This window comes from Sanguibacter sp. 25GB23B1 (assembly GCF_040012415.1).
Lineage (GTDB): Bacteria > Actinomycetota > Actinomycetes > Actinomycetales > Cellulomonadaceae > Sanguibacter.
Genome location: NZ_JBDYKL010000047.1, coordinates 1 through 24,806, shown reverse-complemented (window position 1 = coordinate 24,806; position 24,806 = coordinate 1). Strand labels below are relative to the sequence as shown.

Below are 24,806 nucleotides of genomic sequence, written 5' to 3'. Positions count from 1 at the left end.
ACCCACCACCTTCACCCTCAACGGCACCACCTGCAGCTAGCACCACCTGCACCACCCCAGCACAGCACCACCGGTGCCCGTGGCCCCTCGACACTCGAGCGGGTCACGGGCACCGCCCTTTCCCTCGGCGGTCCTCGGCCTGAGCGGCGGGACGACGTGACGCTGTGACGCTCGCGAGCGACGCCCGCACCTCCCGAGACCTGTGGGTGGGCATTCCTAAACGTTTCGGGCGTTGGACTCGTCGAAGCGCTTCGCTACCGTCAGGTGACCTCCCGGACCGTGCACCGTCGCACGGTCCGCCCGGAGGTACACCGTCTGACACGAGGGAGTGACACGGATGCGCGTCCTATCTGCTGTCGTACCGATCGCCACGTTCAGCCTGCTCGCCTGCGGGGTGGGAGTGGCTTCCGCCACCCAGCCCGGCTCGGCCACGACAGGGTCCACGACCACCACGACCGGAACCGCCGCCGCGAGCACGGCGTACGACTGGGGGAACGTCGAGATCGTCGGAGGCGGGTTCGTCCCCGCCATCATCTTCAACCAGAGCGAGCCCGGTCTCGTCTACGCCCGCACCGACATCGGCGGCGCCTACCGCCTCGACCCGACGACGCAGCGCTGGGTCCCGCTCCTCGACCACGTCGGGTGGACCGACTGGAGCTACAGCGGGGTGCTCAGCCTGGCCACGGACCCCGTGGACCCGGACCGGGTGTACGTCGCCGCCGGCACGTACACGAACAGCTGGGACCCGAACAACGGCGCGATCCTGCGGTCCGACGACCGCGGGGCAACCTGGGAACGGACCGTCCTGCCGTTCAAGGTCGGTGGGAACATGCCCGGACGCGGCATGGGTGAACGCCTCCAGATCGACCCGAACGACAACGCGGTCCTCTACTACGGCGCGGAGAGCGGCAACGGGCTCTGGCGGAGCACCGACCACGGGGGGACCTGGGCGCAGGTGACGACCTTCCCCAACGCCGGGAACTACGTCCAGGACCCGAGCTACGACTACACCGCCGACAACCAGGGCGTCACATGGGTGACGTTCGACCCCACGACGGGGGCGACCGGTCAGACCACCCAGACGATCTACGTCGGCGTCGCAGACCAGGACAACCCCGTCTACCGCTCGACCGACGGCGGCGCGACGTGGGAGAGCGTGCCCGGTCAGCCCACCGGCTACCTCGCGCACAAAGGTGTCATCGACCACGAGGGCCAACAGCTCTACATCGCGACCTCCGACACCGGCGGGCCGTACGACGGCGCGAAGGGAGACGTCTGGCGGCTCGACCTCACCACGGACGCCTGGACGCAGGTCAGCCCGGTCCCGTCGTCGAGCACCGACGCCGGCTGGGGCTACTCCGGGCTGACGATCGACCGCGCGGACCCGGACACGATCATGGTGACCACCCAGGTCGCGTGGTGGCCGGACATCAACATCTTCCGCAGCACGGACCGCGGGGAGACGTGGACCCAGATCTGGGAGTTCGCGGCCTACCCCGAGCGGACCCAGCGCTACACCCAGGACATCAGCGGCGCGCCGTGGCTGACCTTCGGGAACGAGCCCGCACCGCCGGAGACGAGCCCGAAGCTCGGCTGGATGGCCGAGTCGTTCGAGATCGACCCCTTCGACTCCGACCGCTTCTACTACGGCACCGGAGCCACCGTCTACGGCGGCACGAACCTCACCGACTGGGACGACGGCGGCACGGTCGACATCTCCGTCAAGGCGCAGGGCATCGAGGAGACCGCGGTCCTCGACCTGATCGCTCCCCCGGGTGCGGTCGAGCTCGTCTCGGGGCTCGGCGACATCGGCGGGTTCGTCCACCCGGACATCACCGAGGTGCCGGACGCCATGTACACCCAGCCGTACCACGGCACGGTGACGAGCCTCGACTACGCCGGGCTCGCCCCCTCGACGATCGTCCGCGTCGGACAGGCCGTCGACGGGACCGTCGAGTCGCACATCGGCATCTCGACGACCGGTGGCTCGAGCTGGTGGGCGGGCCAGCAGCCTGCCGGCGTCACGGCGGCGGGCACCGTGGCCGTCGGCGCCGACGGCGGAGCGATCGTGTGGAGCCCCGAGGGCACGGGCGTCCACGTCTCCACGACCCTCGGGTCGACGTGGACACCCTCCACCGGCATCCCCGCCGGCGCCCGGGTCGAGGCGGACCGTGTCTCGCCGACGACGTTCTACGGCTACAGCGCCGGCACGTTCTACGTGAGCACCGACGGCGGGGCGACGTTCACCGCCTCCGCAGCGGCCGGGCTCCCGGCGACCGGCAACGTCCGCTTCGCCGCGGTCCCCGGCGAGCAGGGCGACGTGTGGCTCGCGGGAGGCACCACCACCGGTGCCTACGGCATGTGGCGCTCCACCGACTCCGGCGCGACCTTCACGAGGGTCGACGGTGTCGAGGAGGGCGACTCGATCGGCTTCGGCAAGGCCGCGCCCGGCGCCTCCTACCCGGCCGTCTACACCTCGTCGAAGATCGACGGAGTCCGCGGCATCTTCCGCTCCGACGACGCGGGCACCACGTGGGTCCGCATCAACGACGACCAGCACCAGTGGGCCTGGACCGGCTCGACGATCACCGGCGACCCTGACGTCTACGGTCGCGTCTACGTCGGCACGAACGGCCGCGGCATCGTCGTGGGCGACCCTGACGTCGACGGAACCGACCCGACGGACCCGCCGACGGATCCCACCGACCCGACCGACCCACCGACCGACCCGACCCCGGACACCGCTCCCCCGAGCGCACCCGCGGGGCTGACCGCCGGGACGCCGACCGCGACCTCCGTCCCCCTCGCCTGGACGGCCTCGACCGACGACGTCGCCGTGACCGGCTACGACGTCTACCAGGGTGCCGTGAAGATCGGGTCGTCGCCGACGACGAGCTACACCGTCACCGGACTCACGGCCGACACCGAGTACTCCTTCACGGTGCGGGCGAAGGACCGCGCCGGAAACGTCTCGACCCCGTCTGCTGCGCTGACCACGCGGACCGCGACAGCCCCGACCACACCCGTCGGCAGCTGCACCGTGGCGTACTCGACGAACGCCTGGAGCACCGGCTTCACAGGATCGCTGACGATGACCAACACGTCAGCGGCGCCGCTCACGAGCTGGAACCTCGCCTTCGCGTTCCCGGCGGGCCAGACCGTCACCCAGGGATGGTCGGCCATCTTCACCCAGACAGGCTCGACGGTCTCGGTCGCCAACCAGTCGTGGAACGGTGCCGTCCCCGCTGGAGGGAGCGTCCAGGTCGGCTTCAACGGGACGCACACGGGGACCAACCCGGCCCCGACGGCATTCACGCTCAACGGCGCGGGCTGCACCACCGGCTGACGGACGTGCGACGAACGGGCTGCCACCTGTCGAGACGGTGGCAGCCCGTTCGTCGCTCTCGTGAGCGCCTCCCGACCGGGAGGCGGAGAGCGAGGGCATCATGCACGGACTGTCGGCACGCATCCGAGCCGCACGCGCGGCGAACCACCCGACACCGGAACGGCGGCTCGAGCTGGAGCGGGAGCTCTGGCTCCACCTCGAGAAGGAGGGAGCGACGACCTCCCACAGAATCCCGACCGTCGTCCTCGTCAGGATCCTGTGACGACGACAGACTCGTCGACGACCTGTCGAAAGGGCTGTCGCCCGTTCGTCGTCCTCACGTAACGTCACCAGCAACCGCAGGCACACTGGAGGAGCTCATGGAGTACATCCTGTTCATCGCCACGGACCCCGACGCGGAACCGTACGTCGAGGCCGAGGACAACATCGCGGAGTGGGTCGCCAACCTCGACGGCCTCGGTCGACGCCTGCAGGGCGACCGGCTCCGCCCGGTCGAAGAAGCCCGGACCGTCCGGGTGCGCGCGGGCGAGCGCATCGTCACCGACGGACCCTTCACCGAGTCGAAGGAGTGGATCGCCGGCTACGACCTCATCGAGGCAACGGATCTCGACGAGGCGATCGCCATCGCGGCGGCGCACCCGATGGCGCGCTTCGGCCGCATCGAGGTGCGTGCGACGTGGCCGTTCGACCTCGCCGAGGATCGACCGTGAAGGTCATGATGTCCGTCGTCGTGACGACCGACGGGGAGCCGTACGTCGCGGCCGAGGACACGGCACCGGAGTGGGACGCCGACCTCGAACGGCACGGCGTCCTGCTGCACCGGCGGAGGCTACAGCCGGTCGAGGACGCGACGACCGTGCGGGAGCGCGGCGGCAGGCTGGTCCTCACGGACGGGCCCTTCACCGAGAGCAAGGAGTGGATCGCGGGCTTCGCCATCCTCGAGGTCGCCGACCTCGACGAGGCGGTCGCCATCGCGGCGACCCACCCGATGGCACGGTTCGGGGCGCTCGAGGTCCGCGCACTGTGGGGCAGCGACGAGTGACCGACGCGGCCGCGGCCGTCGCCCGTGCGCACCGGGAGGAGTGGGGACGCATCGTCGCCACGCTCATCCGCGTCACGGGCAACTGGTCGCTCGCCGAGGACTGCGCGCAGGACGCCATGGCGAAGGCCCTCGAGCGCTGGCCGCGCGACGGCGTCCCGAGCAACCCGGGCGCATGGCTCACGACGGTCGCGAGGAACCGCGCGGTGGACCGGCTGCGGCGGGCGGCGTCCGAGGCCGGCAAGCTCCGGGAGGTCGGCATCATGAACGAGCGCGGCATGCTCGACGAGCTCGGCGCCTGGGACCCTGGCGCCCCCGACGACCCGGAGATCCAGGACGACCGGCTCCGCCTCGTGTTCACCTGCTGCCACCCGGCCCTCTCCCTCGAGGCACGGGTGGCACTCACGCTGCGCACCGTCGCGGGACTCACCACCGAGGAGATCGCGCGAGCCTTCCTCGTGCCGACGCCGACCCTCGCGCAGCGGCTCGTCCGCGCGCAGGCGAAGATCCGCCGCGCGGGAATCCCCTACCGGGTCCCGCCGGCTCACCTGCTCGGCGAGCGGCTCGACGGCGTGCTCGCCGTCGTGTACCTGCTGTTCAACGAGGGATACGCGGCATCGGCGGGCGACTCCCTCGTGCGCGTCGACCTCGCCGAGGAGGCGATCCGCGTCGCGCGGATGCTCGTGGACCTCATGCCGGACGAGCCAGAGGCGGTCGCGCTGCTCGCGCTCCTGCTGCTGCAGCACTCGCGCCACGCGGCGAGGGTCGACGACGCCGGCGGGCTCCTCTCCCTCGAGGAGCAGGACCGGTCGCGCTGGGACGCGTCCGCCATCGCGGAGGCCACGACCCTGCTCGGCCGCTCTCGTCCCTCGACCGGCACCTATCGGCTGCAGGCAGAGATCGCCGCCTGCCACGCCACCGCACCGGACGCCGCGAGCACCGACTTCGACCGCATCGTGCACCTGTACGACGAGCTGCTGCTCACCACCCCGTCGCCCGTCGTCGCACTCAATCGCGCCATCGCGATCGGGCTCGCTCGCGGACCCGACGCCGGTCCCGCGGCGGGTCTCGAGCTGCTCTCCACGCTCGACCTCCCCGGCTACCACCTGCTCCCGGCAGCCCAGGCGGACCTGCACCGTCGGCTCGGCGACTGGGACGCCGCGGCGGCGCGCTATGCGGACGCGGTCGACCTCGCACGCACCGCACCGGAGCGCACGTATCTCGAGCGGAGACTCGCCGAGGTCGTCCGTCGAGGTCAGGGGTACCGTGACCTGACCGGGGCAGCCTCGCCCCGGCTCGCCGGGCGCGCACCCTGCCCCGGTGATAGCGTCACGCCCCGTGACCGATCACCTCAGCTCCCCCGTGTTCGTCGAGCACGCCGGCGGAGCTGTCGTGTCCCGTCGCATCCTCGACGGGACCAGCGGCATCAAGTGGCTCCTGCGCGAGGAGCCTGCCCATCCGGCCGACAGCGGGTGGCGGTTCCTGTCCGCGATCGACGACGACGCGTATGCGGACGACCCGGCGAACATGGTGACGCTCGACTTCACGACCGTCGCTGCGATCGAGCCTGCGGTCTTCAGCATCTACCACCTCCCGGTCGGCAGCGACCTCCAGCTTGTCGTCGAGAACGGTGGCCGGCACTTCCTCGACAACATCACGGGCCAGGAGATCACCCACCTGCAGGAGACGGAGCAGCACGCTCCGAGCCAGCACGACCCGGACGAGCAGGACTCACCCGCGTAGCGGCCGGGCGCCGGGCCTCTCAGCCGAGGAGCCGGGCGTAGTGCTCCCGGACGGTCGACTCGGCCTGCTTGCCGAAGCCGCCCACCCACGGACGCTTCTCGGCGGCGCCGAGCATCGCCTCGTCGTACTCGCGCTGCGCGTCCTCGCTCGGTCGCCCCTGCATCGACCGGTCGTTCGGCAGCTCGGGAGACCCCTCGCGGCTGGGGCACCCCGCCTCCATGAAGAAGAACGGCTCTCGCGGACGTCGGCGACGAGCTGTCGCCACTGCGACTCGCGACGGTCGGTCTGGACCATCTCGCACCCGATGCACACCATCTCGCAGCCTGTCTCCTGCGCGATCCGGGCGTGGTGGAGGATGACGTCGATGGAGCTCGCGAACCAGTCGGTCCACGAGGGCTCGCAGGGCACGTCACGCCTCTGTCGTCCCCCGTCCGGGTGCCGCCACTCTACGAGACGGGCACGCCCGCAGGTCCGCTCGAGGCGTCGGTCGACGCGAGCTCACGGTGCGGGTACTGCGCGTCGCGCCCCTGGAAGGCGAGGATCGCGGGGTTGACCACGACGCCGTCGCGGATCTCGATCGCGCGAGCGATCGTCTCGTCGGCGGCCCAGGCAGCCGGCCCACCGAGGACGGTCCCGAGGAACGGGAGGAGCGCCTCGCTGATCTCCCACGTCGCCGAGTTCCACAGGTACGACGGGCTGTGGTCGACCGCGTAGTAGGAGATGGTCTCCCCGACCTCAAACATTGGCTCGGCGAACGTCGTCGGCCTGGCCCAGGTGAATCCCATCCCCTCGTCGCAGGAGACGTCGATGACGATGCTCCCGGGGCGGAATGCTCCGAGGTCGTCCTCGGACAGGTACGTCAGTGGCGCGTTCGGGTCCTGGAGCGTGCAGTTGACGACGATGTCGCTGCGAGCGAGGAACGACGCCAGCGGGACACGACCGTCCTCGGTGCAGACGTGGCTGAGGAACGGTGCGTCGTCGTCCTGGGCGAACTGGGTCATCTGCACGGAGTGGATCGGGGACCCCACTGCTGCGACGTCCCGGTGCGTGAGCACCTGGAGGTCGTGGACCCCGAGCGCCTTGAGCGCTGTGACGGCACCGCGGGCGGTCGCCCCGAAGCCGATGACGACGGCGGTGAGGCGGCGGCCGTAGTCGCCGGTGGACCCGCGCAGCCGGAGGGCGTGGAGCACCGAGCAGTACCCGGCGAGCTCGTTGTTCTGGTGGAACACGTGCAGGCTGAAGCGGCCGTCGCTCGCCCAGTGGTTCATCGCCTCGAAGGCGACGAGGGTGAGCCGCTTGTCGATCGCGAGCTGGGTCATCTCGCGGTCCTGGACGCAGTGCGGCCAGCCCCAGAGCGTCTGGCCGTCTCGCAGGAGGGCGAGGTCGTGAGCCTGCGGCTTCGGCAGGAGCACGACGTCTGCGCCGGCGATCACCTCGGCGCGACCCGCGACCCGGCCGACGAGCGGTGCGAGCTGGTCGTCGCTCACGCCGAACTGCTCCCCGTACCCGCTCTCGAGGGTGATCCGGCGTGCGAGCGCCGGATCGATCCGGTCGAGGTGCGCGGGGTGGATGGGGAGGCGACGCTCGTCGGGCTTGCTCGACGCGCCGAGGATCCCGAGCATCAGACCTGTTCCGCCGCTCACAGGGCTACTCCGGTCGCGGAGATCGTGATGCAGTGGTCAAGACGGCGGTGGTGCGAGGACCGGACGGTCATCTCTACTCCCTCAGGCGATGCCGAAAAGGCATCATTCCTTCAAGAATACGTCATGATTTCACCCGCGAGACGTCAGTCGCGATCTCCGCGGAGGAACGCGACGATGCGGATGAGGCCGACCCCCACGATGAAGAAGATCGTGCCGAGCGCGAGCTGGGCGACGATGTCTGCGCCGGTCATCGCACGCGCCGCTGGGCGAGATCGTCGACGATCGGTCGACGGACGATGACGCCGGCCATGTGAGCTCCGAGCCTTCTGCTGCACCGCCGAAGGCGCAGGTGGCGCAGAGGTGCGCCACCTTCCGTATCGGCACGCACGAGCGGGACCTGAGGATTCACCTACCCTCGGTCGGTGAGGCGTCGTCACGCCACGCGAAACCTCTCCACCAGCCGGTCCATCACTCCATCGAGACGGGCGTCCACCGCCCGTCGGGCCGGGTCTGCGTCGTGCCACTCGACGATCTCTCGGGCACCCTGCTCGAACGGGATCGTCGCACGGAACTCGGGGACGATGCTCCGGAGCTTGGAGTTGTCGAACACCATGGAGTGCGCCTTGTCGCCGAGCAAGCCTGCTCCCCACTCGGGGTCGGCCGCGGCGATCACGTCGGAGGGCACGTGCACGATCCGCGCGTCCACACCTGCCGCCCCCGCGAGCGCGAGCGTGATCTGGTTCCACGTCGGGGCGTCGTCGGACGTGATGTGGAACGTGTCGCCGACCGCACGCGGGTGACCGAGCAGCGGGACGAAGCCCCGGGCGAAGTCGTCGTGGTGCGTGAGCGTCCACAGCGAGGTGCCGTCGCCGTGCACCACGACCTCCTTGCCCTGGCGCATGCGCTCGATCGCGGTCCAGCCACCGTCGAGCGGGACGAGCGTCCTGTCGTACGTGTGGGACGGACGGACGACCGTCACCGGGAACCCGCTCTCGCGGTAGGCGGCGACGAGCAGGTCCTCGCACGCGATCTTGTCCCGCGAGTACTGCCAGAACGGGTTCCGCAGGGGCGTGGACTCGACGACGGGGATGCGCGCGGGTGGCGTCTGGTAGGCCGAGGCCGAGCTGATGAAGACGTACTGGCCCGTGCGGCCGGTGAACAGGTCGATGTCGGCACGGACGTGCTCGGGGGTGAACGCCACCCAGTCGACGACCGCGTCGAAGTCGTGGTCGCCGAGCGCGGCGCGCACCGACGCCGCGTCCCGGACATCCCCCCGATGCTGCGTCACCTCGGGCGGCAGCGGCCGGTCGCGGCTCTCCCCCCGGTTGAGCACGTGGAGGTCGATGCCGCGCTCCACCGCGAGCCGAGAGCTCGCCGAGCTGATGACGCCGCTACCACCGATGAACAGAACCTTGAGTGCAGTCATCGCTCCAGCGTAGCCACGGTGCTAGCGGAAGACCCCTTGAGCGACGAGCATTCCGAGCGAGGCTGCCGCGACGGCGAGGACCGCCGTGCCGACGGCGTTGAGCAGGGCCCGGCAGTGGTCACCGGTCTGCACCAGACGGACGGTGTCCACCATCGCGGTGGAGAAGGTCGTGTACCCGCCACAGAACCCGGTGGTGCCGACGAGCAGGGCGGTGTGCCCGAGGTCGCCGAACATCGAGGCGCCGACCAGCAGCCCGATGAGCAGCGAGCCGGTGATGTTGACGGTGACGGTCGCGACCGGGAACGCACCCCTCGCCCGGCTCCGGATCGTGCCGTCGACGACGAAGCGCGCCGCCGCGCCCAGCCCGCCCATGAGTGCGACGAGGACGAGCGTCACGGCGCGACGCTCCGGCGGTGACGAGCAGCGGCGAGGACCACGCCTGCGAGACACGCGAGGAAGCCGAGGACGAGACTCACGGACACGTAGCCGACAGCCGTGCCGACCGCTCCGTCGACGAGGAGCCGCTCGGTCTCGATCGCCAAGGACGAGAAGGTCGTGAACCCTCCGAGGAACCCCGTGCCTGCACCGAGCCGCACCCTCCGCACGCCCGGGGTCTCGTCACCGCGGCGCACGAGGGTCTCGAGGAGCGCACCGAGGACGAACGCCCCGACGACGTTCTCGACCAGCGTCGCGACCGGCCAGCCCGCCTGGGGGTGGACGGCTGTCGTGAGCAGGTAGCGCGCAGCGGTCCCGAGAGTCCCACCGGCGGCGACGATCAGGACGAGGACAGGATCGAGATGGACCGGGCGCGCCATGCCGACCACCTCCGTCTCATCACCACCACCGAGAAGAACCGGGACCAGCGTAGACGCGAATGCGCGACCGGCCGTGACGGCCCGCACGCTCCGCTCAAGCGCGAGCCGTCGCACGCCGATGGACCGTGCATGCAGATCTCGTTCCGCGACCGGTCCAGGGCGACGTGAAGAACGACGGACCGCTTCCGTCCGCGGTCGCCGAACGCTACCGACACGGGTACGCGGTCGTCGATGTCGAGACGTCCGGCCTGAGCCCGGCGCGTGACCGCGTGCTGCAGGTCTCCGTCATGCAGCTCAGCCCTGGAGGGGACCTCGAGGGCGCCTGGTCCCAGACGCTGGACCCGGGCTGCGACCCGGGGCCGGTCCACATCCATGGGCTCACCCGAGAGCGACTGGCGGGTTCTCCCCGATATGAGGACATCGCTGCGCAGGTCAGCGACCTGGTCCGCGGACGGGTCTTCGTCGCTCACAACGCCTCGTTCGACTGGCGGTTCCTCGAGGCCGAGTCCCACCGCGCACACCAGCCGCTGACCGCGACCGGCCGTCTGTGCACGATGTCGCTGTCCCGGCGCCTCGACATCGGCTCCGCCGGGCTCTCCCTCGCGTCCGTCGCCGCGTACTGGGGAGTCCAGCAGAACCGCGCACACGACGCGGTCGACGACACCCGTGTGACGACCGAGATCCTGCGTCACTCGCTCGTCGCCGCCGCTCGACTCGACCTCACGCTCCCGGTCGTGACGGCTTCGTCGCCGTCACGCGGTCGCCGGAACCGCCCCCCAGAAGCGACGCGGCGCCAAGCGTGCCCATGGGTGAATCCTGGGAGACGCGCCGAGGGAGCTCCTCTCGTCCAGGGAATGACGGTGGTCTTCACGGGTCCGACGAGGCAGTCGCGCGACGACCTGGCACGGTCTGCAACGACGCGCGGCTTGGACGTGATGGGCTCCGTGAGCGGCCGGACGAGCGTGCTCGTCACCAACGATCGTCGGTCCGGTTCGACCAAGGCCGACGCTGCGCGTGCCAACGGGACGTCGATCCTGTCCGAGGATGAGTTCACGGCCCTCCTCGGGCGGGTCTCGCCGGGGACGCCGAGGTCCACGACGCCTCCGACCAGACCGCGCGCTGCCGCGCCACGCACCGCCGTCCCAGCGCCCACCGATGATCCGTTGCACGGCCGACGCGTCCTGATCCTGGGGGGACCGCACGAGAGGGCTGTCGACCTCCGGGCGAGGATCATCGACCTCGGTGGGCAGGTCGCGGTGAACCTCTCTGCCAGCGTGACGGACGTCGTCGAGCTCGCTGATGCCCGGCTGGATCGTCGGTGGTCTCGAGTCACCGCGCTCGGCCTCGGGCAGCTCGATCCGCACGACCTTGCCCGGAGCACCTCCGTCCCGGGGAGCGCTCCGCCGACCGCGGGCACGGCCTCCGCGAGCATCCCGACGTCCTCGGTCACCCTCGCGCGTGGAGCCGTGGTCGACCTCCCGGACCATGATCGGTGGCAGCTGAGCGTCCGATGGGACGAGAGGCTCGGCGACCGGTGCGCCGTCGACGTCGTGGCGTTCGTCGTCGACGAGACCGAGCAGGTGGGCGACGACAGCGACTTCTGCTTCTTCAACAGCCCAGCCCACCCGTCGGGTGCGCTCGACCTGGTCCTCGAGACACGGGACGAGGCTCTCGTCGAGATTCGACCGGGCCTGCTTCCCCACGGCCAGCACCGGGTGATCGTTGCAGCGTCGATCGACGGCGCAGGCACGTTCGGTGATCTCGGGCCGATCGAGCTCGTCCTGCGCGACCCCGACGGTGCTCCCCTCGTCCGCTCGGTGATCGATGCCGCGAGCATCGAGTCGACCTTGGTCCTCGCCGCGATCTATGACCGGGGCGGAACCTGGCGCATCCGGGCGGTCGGTCAGGGCTTCGAGACCGATCTCGCAGCGCTGGCGGCTCGCCACGGAGTCGACGTGTCGCAGGACTGACTTCTCTCGGGCGACGCCCCCCGATCGCCCCTCTCCCCCCTTGCCGGGCACCTCTGACCCCGGTAACGTACAACCACATGGTTGTGCATCGGGTGGACGAGACATCGGTGGACCGGATCTTCTCGGCCCTCGCAGACGCTACGCGCCGTGACATCGTCACACGCGTGCTCCGCGAGAAGTCGTCGGTGTCCGCTCTCGCCGACCGCTACGACATGACGTTCGCCGCAGTCCAGAAGCACGTCGCGGTGCTCGAACGAGCCGAGCTCGTGAGCAAGGAACGGCGTGGTCGTGAACAGCTCGTCACCGGGGACGTGCAGACCATCCGGGCCGCCGCGAGGCTGCTCGGGGAGTACGAGGCGATCTGGCGAGGCCGGATCAGTCTCATCGACGAGATCCTCGCAGAACCCACGGAAGGAGACGTGCCATGACTGTCGTCAGCACCACGAAGGATCCGGAAGCCCTGAGGTTCACCATCGTCGCGGACTTCGCGGCGCCACCCGCCCGCGTCTGGCAGGTCTGGGCCGACGCCCGCCAGCTCGAGCGCTGGTGGGGCCCGCCGACCTGGCCCGCGACGTTCACCCGCCACGAGATGGTCCTCGGTGGCATCTCCGAGTACTACATGACCGGCCCTGAGGGAGAGAAGGCCCACGGGTGGTGGGAGACGGTCGCCGTCCAGCCCCCGCGCACCTTCGAGTTCGACGACGGCTTCGCCGACGAGAACGGTGACCGCGACGCGACCATGCCGGTCGTCCGCGCCCAGGTCGAGCTCGAGGACACCACCGACGGGACCCGGATGTCGATCACGTCGCGGTTCGCCAGCACGGAGCACATGGAACAGCTCACGAACATGGGCATGGTCGAGGGCATGACCGAGGCCATGGGCCAGATCGACGCGATCCTCGCCGAGACCTGAGGGCTCGGCCGCACGCCGAGACCCACGGGGTGCCGCCGCGCTCAGCGCAGCGGCACCGCCAGCTGGTCGCTCAGCGCGCGCTCGGAGCTCGAGCCCGCAGGGACGACGAGGTCGATGACGGAGCCCCCCACCGGCACGGAGAACACACGCGTGCCGACGAACGTCTCGTCGTCGCGGACCGACGCTCCCCCGCACCGCTCGAGGAGCAGGACCGTCCGACCGATCGAGTGCTCGGGCCGCCGGGACCGGGTGACCCACCGCCGACGGCGCAGGACGTGCAGCTCTCCGTCGCTCGCGCAGACGATGCCGGCCTGGAGCGTCGACGGCAGGACGAGGTCGACGATGCGTCCGACCATCTCCCGGCTGCGGGGAGTGACCGTCCGCCGCGCATGGAAGCCGAGCACGCGGACATCCGGTTCCGCTCGGACGAGGGCGTGCTGGGCGGTGACGAGACCGACGTCGCGCTCGCCGAGGTCGAGCAGACCGAGGGAGATCCCGTGCCCGGACGCGGCACCGTCGGGCTTCGTGGTGTGGTTCGTGCGGTCCGCGCCCAGCGCGAGCCGCCGGAGCGTCGCGACGAGCCCGTCGACGATCCCTTCGGACGAGGCGTTGTACCTGAGCGCGAGAGCCGGGCGCGCCGCACCGGCGGCGTCGACCGCCACCTCCGCCGCACCGGTCGCGAAGAGCGTCAGCCACCCGTCGAGGAGGTCGGCTCCGTAGTCGATCGCCGCGATCTGGGAGTGCTCGACCGTCAGGACGTCGTAGCCGCCGGGAGACCGGCTGAGCAGCTCGACCCGGTCCGGCTCGACGACGATCAGATGGTCGTAGAGATCCATGTCCGGTGTCGCGTCGCGCCGCGTGATGTTCCGAGGCACCTTGAGCACTGTGACAGCGCGCTCGAGGTCGAGCGGATGATCGCGGTAGAGCGGTGGCACGAGGTCGAGCGAACCGACCGGGACGATCCACGGTCCGAAGGCGTCATACTCGGCAGATCTCATATTGTGGATGCTACGCCCGTGCGCCTTCCGCGGCACCCTGCCGGACGGAGACGCTCAGGCGAGGGAGAGGAAGAGCTTCTCGAGCTTCTGCACGTCGAGGGTCTCCGTGTCGCCGTCGGACTCGACGAGGCACTGCCGCATCCCCGAGGCGATGATCGCGAAGCCCGCCTTGTCGAGCGCTCGCGAGACGGCGGAGAGCTGCATGACGACCTCCTCGCAGTCGCGCCCCTCGTCGAGCATGCGCACCACGCCGGCCAGCTGGCCCTGCGCGCGCTTGAGCCGGTTGATGACCTTGGTCATCTCTGTGCGATCGAGCTCCATCGTCCTGCCTCTCGTCTGGCCGTCGAGCACTGCGTGGCCACAGAGCAACGATACCCCCGGAGGTACTGGGCTTCTTGACTGGGACTTTCGCCCTGGGACTGCGCTCCTCGTGGGTGCTGTGATCGTTGTATCGATTCATTCCGACGCAAGGAGGCGTCCTCATGGCGCAGCGCATGATCTGGAACCAGACCGCCTACTTCGGCGCAGGCTCGATCGAGGTCATCCCTGGGGAGCTGGCTCGACGCGGCTTCACGAAGGCGCTCGTCGTCTCCGACGCGGTGCTCGTCGAGGCCGGGGTGACAGGTCGCGTGACGGACCTGCTCGACACGGCGGGCTTCCCGTACGAGATCTACAGCGACGTCGTCCCGAACCCGCCGATCGAGAACGTCCAGGCCGGGGTCGTGGCGTTCCGGGCCTCAGGTGCCGACGTGCTCGTCGCCGTCGGCGGCGGGTCACCGCAGGACACCTGCAAGGCGATCGGCATCGTCGTCGCCAACCCCGAGTTCTCCGACGTCCGGTCGCTCGAGGGCGTCGCGGCGACGAAGAACCCGTCGGTCCCGATCATCGCGGTGCCCACCACGGCGGGCACCGCCTCGGAGACGACCATCAACTACGTCATCACCGACACCGAGCGGCAGCGCAAGTTCGTCTGCGTCGACCCGCACGACATCCCCGTCATGGCGGTCGTGGACTCCGAGATGATGGCCTCCGCGCCGCGAGCGCTCAAGGTCGCCACAGGGCTCGACGCCCTGACCCACGCGATCGAGGGTTACACCACGGCCGGCGCGTGGGAGCTCTCCGACCTCTTCCACCTCAAGGCGATCCAGACCATCGCCGGCTCGCTCCGCGAGTCCGCCGACGGCGACCCCGCTGCCGCCGACCGGATGGCCCTCGCCCAGTACGTGGCCGGCATGGGCTACTCGAACGTGGGCCTCGGCCTGGTGCATGCCATGGCACACCCGCTCGGCGCGTTCTACTCCGCTCCGCACGGCGTGGCCAACGGCATCCTCCTGGCAACCGTCATGGCATTTAACGCCGAGCACACCGGGGAGAAGTACCGCGACATCGCGGCCGCGTTCGGTGTCCCCGACGCGGCGACCGCCCCGCTCCCTGACGCCCGGGCCGCCGCGGTCGACGCCGTCACCGCCCTCACCCGAGACCTCGGCAACCCGACGACGCTCGACGCGATCGGCGCCCGCGAGGAGGACGTCCCGGCACTCGCGAAGGCGGCGTTCGACGACGTCTGTGCCGGCGGCAACCCGCGCCCGGCGACAGTCGCCGAGATCGAGGCGCTCTACCGGTCTCTCCTCTGAACGGCGGCCCGTCGGAGGAGCGCAACGACGAAGGCCCCGGGGCGACCCCCCGGGGCCTTCGTCGTCGAGAGTCCTAGACGAAGAGCGTCCCGTTCGACTCCGACGCGTCACCGAGGAAGGTCGCCACGCCGCCCAGCTCGACGCCGTCGATGAGGTCCTCTGCGGCGATGCCGAGGAGCTCCATCGTCATGGTGCAGCCCACGAGCCGGACACCACCGGCCTGTGCGGACGCGATGAGCTCGGGCAGGCTCGGCACGTGGTTGTCCCGCATGATCTTCTTCATCATCGCGGTACCGCCCCCGAAGAGGTGCATCGTCGAGAGCTTCATCGACCCGGGTCCGGACGGCATGAGCGCGCCGAGCATCCGCGCGACGGGCGCTCGGCGCACCTTGGGCGGGTCCTGTCGACGCAGGGCGTTGAGGCCCCAGAACGTGAAGAACATCGACACCTCCTCGCCCATGGCGACGGCACCGTTCGCGATGATGAACGCGGCCAGGACCTTGTCGAGGTCTCCCGAGAAGACGACGAGCGACTTCTTGTCCTTGGTCCCCCGCGCGGGGACGGCGAAGGCCTGCGCGCCACCCTTGCGGATGCGCGCCGCGAAGCCGGGGCCCTCCGGGGTCATCGACACCACCTGGTGCCCGTTCTTCAGCGCCCAGGCGGGAGCGTCGAGACGGAACCCGGCGTCGGACACGTGGGCGAGCACCTCGTCACCCGGGGCCAGACCCGCGATCGTCTCCTGGAGCTTCATGATGGGCCCCGGGCACGCGAGACCTGCACAATCGAGGTCGACGAGGACACCGCTGCCGTGCGCCGCCTTCTCGTGCACGCTCTCGGCGTAGGAGATCACCGGCTCGACCGAGTCGACCCCGCTCGGCGCGAGATCGTGGAACGCCCGGAACGTCGTCATCCCGCCGGACAGCGTCCGGACGTCGGTGAACCCCCGCTGGACGAGCGCACGGTACGCGAGATAGCTCCGGAAGCCCACGGCGCAGTACAGCCGCAGCGGCGCAGCACGGTCCCACGTCTCCTGCACCTCGCGGAGCGACTTGAGCGGTACGTTCTCGGCGCCGGGAAGGTGCCACAGGTCGAACTCGTCAGGTCCGCGCACGTCGATGATGCGCGCCCCGTCGGTCGCGTCCGGATAGTCCCCGGCGTACCAGAGCTCGAGGTCGCCTCGCACCACGTTCGACGCGATGAACCCCGCCATGTTCACGGGATCCTTCGCGGAGCCGAACGGTGGCGCGTAGGCGAGCTCGAGGCTCTCGAGGTCGAAGACGGTCATCCCGGCACGCAGGGCGGTCGCCAGCACGTCGAGCCGCTTGTCGACACCGTCGAAGCCGGCGACCTGCGCGCCGAGGATCGCGCCGTCGTCGGGCGCGAAGAGGATCTTGACGTGCATCATCGCCGTGCCCGGGTAGTACCCGGCATGACCGTGAGGGTGTGCCGAGGCGGTCTGGAACGGGATCCCGGCCGCGACGAGCTGCTTCTCCGACGCCCCCGTCGCGCCGGCGACCATCTCGAAGACCTTGACGATCGAGGTTCCCTGCGTCGACTCGTAGACGGTGTCGCGACCACAGATGTTCTCCGCGACGACCCGCCCCTGCCTGTTCGCCGGACCGGCCAGCGGGATGAGCCAGGTGTCCGGGAGCACAGTGTGCGCGACCTCGACGACGTCACCGGCGGCCCAGATGGCCGGGTCGGAGGTGCGCATGTGCTCGTCGACCGTGATCCCACCACGCGGCCCCAGCTCGAGGCCGGCCGCGGCTGCCAGCTCGGCGCTCGGGCGTACGCCCGCCGCCATGATGACGAGATCCGTGTCGATGACCGTCGAGCTGCGCAGCTCGACGCGCACCCGACCGTCCGGCCGGGACGAGAAGGCCGCCGCTGCGGTCCCGAGGTGGAGCCCGATCCCGTGGGCGCGCAGGTAGTTCTCCACCGACGTCGTCATCTCGCGGTCGAGCGGAGGGAGGATCTGGTCTGCCATCTCGACGACCTCGACCGTGAGGCCGCGCGCGTGCAGGTTCTCCGCCATCTCGAGCCCGATGTACCCGGCGCCGATGACGACCGCGTGCCGGGCCCCACCGACGCGGTCCTTCCCACCCGCGCCGTCGACGGCGCGCTTGATGACGTCCATGTCTCCGATGCGCCGCAGGACGTGGATCGCCGGCAGGTCGATGCCGGGGAGGTCGGGCCGGACCGGTGCCGAGCCGGGGGCGAGAGCAAGAGCGTCGTAGGGCTCGTCGTACTCCTCGCCGGACTCGACGACGCGCACGTGGACCGTCTTCGCCGTGCGGTCGATCGTGAGGACCTCGACACCGTTGCGGACGTCGATGTCGAGAGACTCCCGCAGGCTCTCGGGCGTCTGCAGGACCAGCCGCTCCCGCTCCTTGATCGTCTCGCCGATGTGGTACGGCAGACCGCAGTTGGCGAACGACACGTGCCGACCACGCTCGAAGACGACGATCTCGGCGTGCTCGTCGAGCCGCCGTGCACGGGCTGCGACGGACATGCCTGCAGCGACTCCTCCGACGACGACGATCTTCTTCACGGGCGTTCCGATCTCTTGAACCAGCGGGGCGTCTCCCACGCTATGCGGCGGTCACACCGCGCCCAAGGGACGTAGGTCGCATACCCCCTTGGGTATCAAGATCGGCGTGTCGACGATCACCACAAGGTGGCAGGCTCGTCCTCGGTCGCACGCGGAGCGGCGCCGCCACGGCGTTCGACCCGGCACGGACGCGCCCCGGGTCCACCCGTGCACCCCAGCTCGATCTCGTGGGCAGCGAAGGTGTCGACCACACTCGCCGTCCCCAGGTCGTCGGCGACCCGCAGGAGCACCAGAGCCGCCGCCATCGCGTCGGAGACCGCCTCATGATGGTTCTCGAGGACCACCCCGGCCTCGCGCGCGACGGAGTCGAGCGTGTAGGACGGCAGGTCGTAGTGCTGTCGCGACAGCACGAGCGTGCACCCGAACGTCAGCGGTGGGCAGCGCAGCCTCGCGCTCCACGTCGCCGCCTGGATCACCCCGAGGTCGAACCGGGCGTTGTGGGCGACGACCGGGCTCCCGACGAGTCGCGCCACGACCTCCGGCCACACCTCCTCGAAGGTCGGGGACGACGCGACGTCCTCCTCACGCAGACCGTGGACGGCTGTGTTCGCGGGGTCGAAGCGCCCGCGCGGACCTGGCGGACGCATGAGGCTCCCCCAGGACTCGACCACCTCGCCCGCGCGGACGGTCACCACACCGACGGCACAGGGCGAGCCGCGGAACGCGCTCGCCGTCTCCCAGTCGATCGCCACGAAGTCCATACGCTCACGCCCTCCCGCCGCCGTCCGCGTGCTCCGGTCGCACACCTTGCCCATCATCCGAAGGCAGACGTCACCCGAGAGGGACCTAGGTCCCCGCAGGTCGTCGACGGGCTCGTCGAACCGGTGGTCGACGCAGAAGGCCCTCGAACCCGGCAGGGAACGAGGGCCTTCTGTTCTTCACAAGTAGCGGGGACAGGATTTGAACCTGCGACCTCTGGGTTATGAGCCCAGCGAGCTACCGAGCTGCTCCACCCCGCGTCGGTAGTCACCACCCTACGCCATCGCCGGGCTCGTCTCGGCCATCGGGGCGTCTCGCACCTACACGACGGCGACTCGACCGATCCGTACCCGCCAGACCTCCGGGCCTTCCTCGAGATACTCCCAGGTGAACTGACCGGGGTTCTCTGCTGCCAGCTGGTAGTACAGCGGCTTGGGGTCGTGGTCGTTGACGAGGACGAAGCCGGACTCCACGGGCAGCTCGTCGAACGTGGTGAAGATGAGCTCGTGGCGCACGCGTGGGATCTCGGTGCGGACGTCGACGATGCGGTCGGGGGCGACGAGCTGCGGGTCTCGGCCGGCACGGGTGATCGCGACGCGCCACCGGAGAGGGCCGGCCTCGAGGTACGTCCACTCGAAGACCCCGGGCCAGAGGACCTCCGTCTGGTGCCGCAGCGGCTTGGGGTCGTGGTCGTTGCGGATGACGAACGTCTCGCCCTCGTCGAGCGCCTCCAGGCGAGCGAAGATCACGTCGTGGCGTGAGGCGTGCGGCAGCGTGCGGACGTCGAGGTCGGGCGACTCCGCGACGTCGACGGGGGCTGACGGTGCTGGATCGGGTGACATGGGAGCTCCTCGGATGGTCGGACAGACGAACACGCCTTGTTTTTACAATGACACTAGTGAAAACTACACCCATGCATGATGCCCGTCGCAAGCCCTCCGTCCCGGACTCCGGCTCCACAAGGTCGAGACTTCTCGCCCCCCTCTCAGCCACGTCCCCGACGGCACTCGGATGCTGACTGCAACGACCCCCAGGGGCACCCGGACCCCGGGGCAGCGGATCTCTCTGCGTCGCATCCCGATCTTCCTCGCCGCACTCCTCTGCCTCCTCGCTGCCCTGTGGGGAGGCCTCCTCCTGCTCGGCCTCCCCCTGCCGACCCTCGTCAGCACCACCGCATCCGACCACGGACCCCTCATCACCCTCGGGTTCCTCGGCACCGTCATCTCGCTGGAACGATCCGTCGCGCTCGGCAAGGCCTGGGGCTTCTCCGCACCCGCCGCCTCGGGGGCCGGCGGCCTCGCGCTCCTTCTCGGTCAGCCGATGGCCGGCCGCCTGCTCCTGTGCCTGGCCGCCGTGCTGCTCCTCGTCGTCTACGTCGTGGTGCACCGGATCCAACCCGCTCTCCACCTGCGGGTCATGGCTGTCGGCGCACTCTGCTGGTACGTCGCGACCGTGCTGTGGCTCGCCGGGTGGCCGGTACCACGGATGGTCCCGTGGCTCGCGGGATTCCTCGTCCTGACGATCCTCGGCGAGCGTCTCGAGCTCGCCCGGGTCGGCATGCTGCGCCCTGCAGCCGTACGGCAGTTCACCGCCGCGGGCTGGCTCTTCGTCGCCGGCCTCGTGCTCACGACGGTCGCGCCCGCGACGACGACCCTCGGAACCCGCCTCGCCGGCGCCGGCATGCTCGCGCTGGCGCTCTGGGGTGCATCGAACGACGTGGCACGCCGGACCGTCCGCGTTCCCGGGGTGACGCGTTTCATGGCCGTCTGCCTGCTCGCCGGCTACGTCTGGCTGGCGATCGGCGGGACCATCTGGTTCGTCGCGGGCGACCTCGGCTCCAGCCTCCAGGTGTACGACGCCGCCCTGCACGCAGTCTTCCTCGGCTTCGTCATGTCGATGATCTTCGGTCACGCCCCCGTCATCGTCCCTGCCGTCCTGCGAGTGCGCCTGCCGTTCCACGTCTCCTTCTATGCCCACGTCGTCCTGCTGCACGTGGCTCTCGCCGTCCGTCTGGTCGCCGGGGACGCGCTCGGGTCGCCGGCCTGGTGGAGAGGTGGTGGGATCGCGACAGAGGTCGCGGTCGTGCTCTTCCTCGTCGTCTCGGCCACCGCAGCCGTCAGGGCCGGTCGCACGGTGAGGACGCGATGAGCACCACGACGACACCACCCGGGCCGACGACGGTCGCGCACCCTGCCTCCGACCGTGGCGGCCTGCTCGGCGGGCTCGCGCTCGGCGCGGTGCTGGTCGCGATCGCGCTCGTGGTCGCGCTCACCAGCCCCGGCACACCCGACACGCGACCGACCACCGTGGCAGGCTCCAGCGGCACCCAGACGGTCCAGGTGACCCTCGCCGGGATGCGCGTCACCCCGGCCGTGATCGAGGTGGCCGCCGGCACGCACCTCGTCCTCGAGGTGACGAACACCGACGGCATGCGCCATGACCTCGCACTCTCGACGGGGCAGCAGACTCCCATGCTCGCGACGGGCGACTCCGCGATGCTCGACCTCGGCACCGTCGATGCCGACGTGGAAGCCTGGTGCACCGTGCCTGGGCACCGAGCGGCCGGCATGACCCTCGACATCGTCACGACCGCAGCGGCGGACACCACCGGCGCGGCAGGCGACACGCCCGCCTCACCCGAGGGACACGACATGACCGACACACCCGGCCCGGACACAGTCGCCGGAGAGCCCGCCGCACTCGATCCGCTCGCAGTGCCGAGCCTGGACTGGCAGCCCTACGACCCGACGCTCGAACCCCTGTCTGGCGCTACCGAGCACACCGTGCGGATGGTCGTCACCGACACCATGACCGAGGTTGCACCGGGCGTCCGCCAGACCTTGTGGACGTTCAACGGGACGGCACCGGGCCCCACGCTGCACGGCTCCGTCGGGGACCTCTTCACCGTGACGTTCGCCAACGACGCCAGCATGGGCCACGGCATCGACTTCCACGCCGGCGCCCTCGCTCCGGACGAGCCGATGCGGACGATCGACCCAGGCGAGGAGCTGACGTACCAGTTCGTCGCGACCGGTTCCGGCGCCTGGCTCTACCACTGCAGCACGATGCCGATGTCCCTCCACATGGCCAACGGCATGTACGGGGCCGTCATCATCGAGCCGCCCGGCCTCGCCCCGGTCGACACCGAGCTCGTCCTCGTCCAGTCCGAGCTCTACCTCGGACCCCAGGACGGCACCGCGGACGAGGCTGCGATCGCCGCGGAGTCACCCAGCGCCGTCGTCTTCAACGGCTACGCCGACCAGTACGTGCACGCGCCCGTCGCGGTCCGCGCCGGTGACCGGATCAGGATCTGGGTCGTCGACGCCGGACCACAACGACCCACCGCGTTCCACGTGGTCGGTGCCCAGTTCGACACGGTCTTCAAGGAAGGGGCGTACCTGCTGCGACCCGGGAACCCCGAGCAGGGCCTCGCACAGGTGCTCGACCTCGCCCCCGCCCAGGGTGGCTTCGTCGAGCTCGTTCTCCCCGAGGCCGGCCACTACACGTTCGTCGACCACGCGATGGTCGACGGCGAGCGAGGAGCCCACGGCATCCTGGACGCGTCCTAGGTGCTCACCGCCTGGTCGATCGTGCGGCTCGTGCACGTGCTCGGCGCGATCCTCTGGGTGGAGCAGGTCGGCGGACGCTCGCACGGTCGCTCGCCGTCGTGCCGCTCGTCGGTTCCCTCGGAGCGGTCCTCCTGGCGACGGCGCTACCGACGACCTGAACCTCAGCCCTCGGGCGCTGCCGCTTCGTCGGGGAGCTCGGGAGCCGTGCCCTTCTCGAGCCGAGCGACGCACAACGTCGGCTCGACGAAGGGCTCCAGGCCGGTGGCTCGCCACGGAGACCGGAGCTCGCCGAGAGCGCCCTGGATCAGCCCGAGGTGGATCGCGCACACGACGTCCGTGTGCCGGACCGCCACGTCACGGAACGGACAGTGATGGAGATTGACCACGGCCGCGGACCCGTCCTGGACCGTCTCCGGCTCGAAACCGACGTCCTCGAGGAGCCGCTGCAGGCGCGTGACGCTCTCCTCCTCCGACGCCCGCTGCGAGGGCAGGCCGCGCTCGACGAGATGACGACCCCAGTCGCGGCCGGCCTCGGCGGCCTGCGCTCCCCCACCGCCCATGCTCACCACGAGCCCGGTGAGCATCTCTGCCAGCAGGCTATAGCTCTTGGGACCGGGGGTCTCGCCGTGCACGGCATAGACGACGCGCCGCCGTCCCGGAGTCGTCCGCACCTCGATCTCCCGCGTGGCGAGCCCGTCCTCGACGAGGCCGTCGAGGTGGAAGCGCGCAGTGTTCGCGTGCAGTCCGGTCGCGGCAGCGAGGTCGAGGACGCCGAGCGGTCGACGGGCGGCACGGAGCTTTTCGAGCACCTCTGCCCGTCGCGACCCGAGCGGCTGACCGGGTGGCGCGTCAGTGAGACTGCGGGGCATCGGCCCTCCTCCCGCCAGACGTGATGAAACGACGATCGTCAGAAGAAAGGGTACCGCGGGCACCCGCGCGCCATCGAGGACGAACGGCCCGCCGAACGCGGCGACGCTTGCCCCGTGTAGCCGTCGATCGTGTCCGGGTCGTGGGCGCTACGCCCCATCGCGACAGCACCGCTCATCAGACAAAAGCGTCAGGCCCGGGATCCGAAGATCCCGGGCCTGACATGTGTAGCGGGGACAGGATTTGAACCTGCGACCTCTGGGTTATGAGCCCAGCGAGCTACCGAGCTGCTCCACCCCGCGTCGATGTCTCAACCCTACGACACATCGAGAGGAGGACCAAACCCGAGACGGTGTGATGCCGGACTCAGCGGCCGAGCACGACCTCTACGCCGAACTCGAACGTGCGCTCGGCACCGGCATCCAGTCGCACCTCGGCGTCACGCTCAGGACGGTTGAACGCATCCGTCATGGTCTCGAGCGACTCGATGGCAGCCGACGTCCGCGGGCGCGGGACGGTGTCCCCCGTGAAGACGAGGAGCGTGCCCCGGGTCTGCCAGACCGCGATGCCGTCTCCGGTGCCCGGATCGCTGAGGACGGTCCGCATGCGTCCGTCGGCGTCGGGCACCAGGTCGTCCCACGCGTGGTCGTACACGACGCCCTCGAGGCGCTCGTGGTGCACACCCTCCGGCAGCGGCTGGTACGCAGCGTTGCCCGGCACCGGGACGAGCGTGTCGTCCGTGACGACAGCGGTCCGCGCCGGGACGTGCAGCGCGAGGTCGTCGATCGTCGCGTGCCCGGGCAGCCGGAAGTACGGGTGCCACCCGGCAGCGACCGGGGCAGGCTCCTCCCCGACGTTGCGGTAGGACAGCACCACGTCGAGGCTCGTCGCGGTGAGCTCGTAGCGGACGGTCGCGTCGAGGGAGAACGGGTAGTCCGTGATGTCCCCCGGACGGAGCGAGTACGCGAAGGTGATGCTCGTCGCGCGCGGGTCGCTCGCGTCCTCGTCGACGACCGTCCAGTCCGTCACCCGCGCCGACCCGTGGATGACCTCCTTGTCGGCGGGGTACTGCAGACCCATCTCCCGCGTCACGCCGTCGAAGGTGTACCGGTCGTCACGCAGCCGGTTCGCGAACGGGAAGAGGATCGCGGCGCGCCCACCCTGCTGCTGGACGACGTCCTCCTCGTCCACGTAGCCGTCCATGAGCTCCGCGAGCTCACCGTGCCACGGGGCGAGCCACGAGCGCACCGTGGCGCCCCGCACGAGGATCTCGGCTCGCGCGCCGCTCGCGCCGTGCACGAGGACCTTCGTCGGCAGTGCACCGAGCATCCCGTCGGTGATGGAGTTCGGCTGCTCGGTCCCGGAGTCGTTCATCGATGTCATGAGCCCTATCGTCCCCGGTCACGCTCCCACGAGGCAAACCACCCTCAGCCGGCCGCCGCTCCCGCGAGCTCAGGAGGGCCGGGGCGTGGCGAACGACAGAGAACCGCAGACGACAGAGCGACGGCGGTGGTGCACCACCAGGTGCACCAC

23 protein-coding genes, 2 tRNA genes and 1 pseudogene are annotated in these 24,806 nt (G+C 70.3%); 12 read left to right on the top strand and 14 right to left on the bottom strand.

Annotated elements, in window-relative coordinates:
- Positions 1 to 337: 337 nt before the first annotated feature.
- The 6 genes and pseudogenes from ABKW26_RS18770 (at position 338) to ABKW26_RS18745 (ending at position 6,128) form a co-directional block, all read left to right on the top strand.
- Entirely contained in the window at positions 338 to 3,346 is a 3,009-nt protein-coding gene (locus ABKW26_RS18770; protein WP_348595602.1) for a cellulose binding domain-containing protein, read from the top strand.
- A gap of 100 nt (positions 3,347 to 3,446) precedes the next feature.
- Positions 3,447 to 3,608: a hypothetical protein gene (locus ABKW26_RS18765; protein WP_348595601.1), complete on the top strand. Its 162-nt coding sequence runs from the start codon at positions 3,447 to 3,449 to the stop codon at positions 3,606 to 3,608.
- 97 nt (positions 3,609 to 3,705) lie between these two features.
- Positions 3,706 to 4,056 carry a YciI family protein gene (locus tag ABKW26_RS18760; RefSeq protein WP_348595600.1) on the top strand — a complete coding sequence of 117 codons (351 nt, stop codon included), beginning with the start codon at positions 3,706 to 3,708 and terminating at the stop codon, positions 4,054 to 4,056.
- Between the two features lie 5 nt (positions 4,057 to 4,061).
- Positions 4,062 to 4,388 (top strand): YciI family protein, encoded by a 327-nt coding sequence (locus ABKW26_RS18755; protein ID WP_348595604.1) that lies wholly within the window; start codon positions 4,062 to 4,064, stop codon positions 4,386 to 4,388.
- Positions 4,370 to 5,236: pseudogene (locus ABKW26_RS18750) on the top strand (sigma-70 family RNA polymerase sigma factor); the annotation flags it as partial. The gene ABKW26_RS18755 and the pseudogene ABKW26_RS18750, both read left to right, overlap by 19 nt.
- Before the next feature lie 469 nt (positions 5,237 to 5,705).
- Positions 5,706 to 6,128: a DUF2185 domain-containing protein gene (locus tag ABKW26_RS18745; protein ID WP_348595603.1), complete on the top strand. Its 423-nt coding sequence runs from the start codon at positions 5,706 to 5,708 to the stop codon at positions 6,126 to 6,128.
- A 19-nt stretch (positions 6,129 to 6,147) separates the two neighbouring features.
- Here ABKW26_RS18745 and ABKW26_RS18740 read toward each other — a convergent pair whose 3' ends face one another.
- From ABKW26_RS18740 to ABKW26_RS18720, 5 genes are all read right to left on the bottom strand, one after another.
- Complete coding sequence (locus ABKW26_RS18740; protein WP_348595599.1) at positions 6,148 to 6,393, bottom strand: hypothetical protein; 246 nt, start codon at positions 6,391 to 6,393, stop codon at positions 6,148 to 6,150.
- Positions 6,394 to 6,574: 181 nt separating this feature from the next.
- Entirely contained in the window at positions 6,575 to 7,771 is a 1,197-nt protein-coding gene (locus tag ABKW26_RS18735; RefSeq protein ID WP_348595598.1) for a N(5)-(carboxyethyl)ornithine synthase, read from the bottom strand.
- Positions 7,772 to 8,204: 433 nt separating this feature from the next.
- Positions 8,205 to 9,197 carry an SDR family oxidoreductase gene (locus ABKW26_RS18730; protein ID WP_348595597.1) on the bottom strand — a complete coding sequence of 331 codons (993 nt, stop codon included), beginning with the start codon at positions 9,195 to 9,197 and terminating at the stop codon, positions 8,205 to 8,207.
- A 21-nt stretch (positions 9,198 to 9,218) separates the two neighbouring features.
- Positions 9,219 to 9,593, bottom strand: a complete 375-nt coding sequence (locus ABKW26_RS18725; RefSeq protein WP_348595596.1) for a CrcB family protein — start codon at positions 9,591 to 9,593, stop codon at positions 9,219 to 9,221.
- Positions 9,590 to 10,012 (bottom strand): CrcB family protein, encoded by a 423-nt coding sequence (locus tag ABKW26_RS18720; protein ID WP_348595595.1) that lies wholly within the window; start codon positions 10,010 to 10,012, stop codon positions 9,590 to 9,592. Before ABKW26_RS18720 ends, ABKW26_RS18725 begins: the two co-directional genes overlap by 4 nt.
- 164 nt (positions 10,013 to 10,176) lie before the next feature.
- Here ABKW26_RS18720 and ABKW26_RS18715 point away from each other — a divergent pair, with 164 nt between their 5' ends.
- The 3 genes from ABKW26_RS18715 to ABKW26_RS18705 all read left to right on the top strand — a co-directional run bounded on the left by ABKW26_RS18715 (position 10,177) and on the right by ABKW26_RS18705 (position 12,895).
- On the top strand, positions 10,177 to 11,982 hold the full coding sequence (locus tag ABKW26_RS18715; protein ID WP_348595594.1) for a TerD family protein: 1,806 nt from the start codon (positions 10,177 to 10,179) through the stop codon (positions 11,980 to 11,982).
- 77 nt (positions 11,983 to 12,059) lie between these two features.
- Positions 12,060 to 12,410, top strand: coding sequence for a metalloregulator ArsR/SmtB family transcription factor (locus ABKW26_RS18710; protein WP_348595593.1), 351 nt, complete (start codon positions 12,060 to 12,062; stop codon positions 12,408 to 12,410).
- Complete coding sequence (locus ABKW26_RS18705) at positions 12,407 to 12,895, top strand: SRPBCC domain-containing protein (RefSeq protein ID WP_348595592.1); 489 nt, start codon at positions 12,407 to 12,409, stop codon at positions 12,893 to 12,895. Before ABKW26_RS18710 ends, ABKW26_RS18705 begins: the two co-directional genes overlap by 4 nt.
- Before the next feature lie 41 nt (positions 12,896 to 12,936).
- Here the strand turns inward: ABKW26_RS18705 and ABKW26_RS18700 are convergent, their stop codons facing one another.
- Positions 12,937 to 13,893, bottom strand: a complete 957-nt coding sequence (locus tag ABKW26_RS18700; RefSeq protein WP_348595591.1) for a hypothetical protein — start codon at positions 13,891 to 13,893, stop codon at positions 12,937 to 12,939.
- Between the two features lie 54 nt (positions 13,894 to 13,947).
- Positions 13,948 to 14,214 (bottom strand): metal-sensitive transcriptional regulator, encoded by a 267-nt coding sequence (locus ABKW26_RS18695; protein WP_348595590.1) that lies wholly within the window; start codon positions 14,212 to 14,214, stop codon positions 13,948 to 13,950.
- Positions 14,215 to 14,375: 161 nt separating this feature from the next.
- Here ABKW26_RS18695 and fucO point away from each other — a divergent pair, with 161 nt between their 5' ends.
- The gene (fucO, locus tag ABKW26_RS18690) at positions 14,376 to 15,527 is read left to right on the top strand and encodes a lactaldehyde reductase (protein ID WP_348595589.1); all 1,152 of its coding nucleotides are present in this window, start codon (positions 14,376 to 14,378) and stop codon (positions 15,525 to 15,527) included.
- A gap of 73 nt (positions 15,528 to 15,600) precedes the next feature.
- On the opposite strand, the gene ABKW26_RS18685 is transcribed toward fucO, so the two are convergent.
- From ABKW26_RS18685 to ABKW26_RS18670, 4 genes are all read right to left on the bottom strand, one after another.
- Positions 15,601 to 18,078 carry an FAD-dependent oxidoreductase gene (locus ABKW26_RS18685; protein ID WP_348595588.1) on the bottom strand — a complete coding sequence of 826 codons (2,478 nt, stop codon included), beginning with the start codon at positions 18,076 to 18,078 and terminating at the stop codon, positions 15,601 to 15,603.
- Positions 18,079 to 18,194: 116 nt separating this feature from the next.
- Complete coding sequence (locus ABKW26_RS18680) at positions 18,195 to 18,839, bottom strand: 3'-5' exonuclease (protein WP_348595587.1); 645 nt, start codon at positions 18,837 to 18,839, stop codon at positions 18,195 to 18,197.
- Positions 18,840 to 19,023: 184 nt separating this feature from the next.
- Positions 19,024 to 19,097, bottom strand: a tRNA-Met gene (locus ABKW26_RS18675).
- Between the two features lie 60 nt (positions 19,098 to 19,157).
- A complete protein-coding gene (locus ABKW26_RS18670) occupies positions 19,158 to 19,679 on the bottom strand; it encodes a DUF2249 domain-containing protein (RefSeq protein ID WP_348595586.1) in 522 nt (173 codons plus the stop codon).
- A gap of 169 nt (positions 19,680 to 19,848) precedes the next feature.
- On the opposite strand from ABKW26_RS18670, the gene ABKW26_RS18665 reads away from it, so the two are divergent.
- Together ABKW26_RS18665 and ABKW26_RS18660 are read left to right on the top strand one after the other, a co-directional pair.
- Entirely contained in the window at positions 19,849 to 20,985 is a 1,137-nt protein-coding gene (locus ABKW26_RS18665; RefSeq protein WP_348595585.1) for a hypothetical protein, read from the top strand.
- A complete protein-coding gene (locus tag ABKW26_RS18660) occupies positions 20,982 to 22,406 on the top strand; it encodes a multicopper oxidase domain-containing protein (protein WP_348595584.1) in 1,425 nt (474 codons plus the stop codon). The genes ABKW26_RS18665 and ABKW26_RS18660 overlap by 4 nt, the downstream gene beginning before the upstream one ends.
- A gap of 161 nt (positions 22,407 to 22,567) precedes the next feature.
- On the opposite strand, the gene ABKW26_RS18655 is transcribed toward ABKW26_RS18660, so the two are convergent.
- The 3 genes from ABKW26_RS18655 to ABKW26_RS18645 all read right to left on the bottom strand — a co-directional run bounded on the left by ABKW26_RS18655 (position 22,568) and on the right by ABKW26_RS18645 (position 24,656).
- Positions 22,568 to 23,275, bottom strand: a complete 708-nt coding sequence (locus tag ABKW26_RS18655) for a helix-turn-helix domain-containing protein (protein ID WP_348595583.1) — start codon at positions 23,273 to 23,275, stop codon at positions 22,568 to 22,570.
- A 226-nt stretch (positions 23,276 to 23,501) separates the two neighbouring features.
- Positions 23,502 to 23,575: transfer RNA gene (locus ABKW26_RS18650), tRNA-Met, on the bottom strand.
- A gap of 64 nt (positions 23,576 to 23,639) precedes the next feature.
- Positions 23,640 to 24,656, bottom strand: a complete 1,017-nt coding sequence (locus ABKW26_RS18645) for an aldose 1-epimerase (protein ID WP_348595582.1) — start codon at positions 24,654 to 24,656, stop codon at positions 23,640 to 23,642.
- Between the last annotated feature and the right edge of the window lie 150 nt (positions 24,657 to 24,806).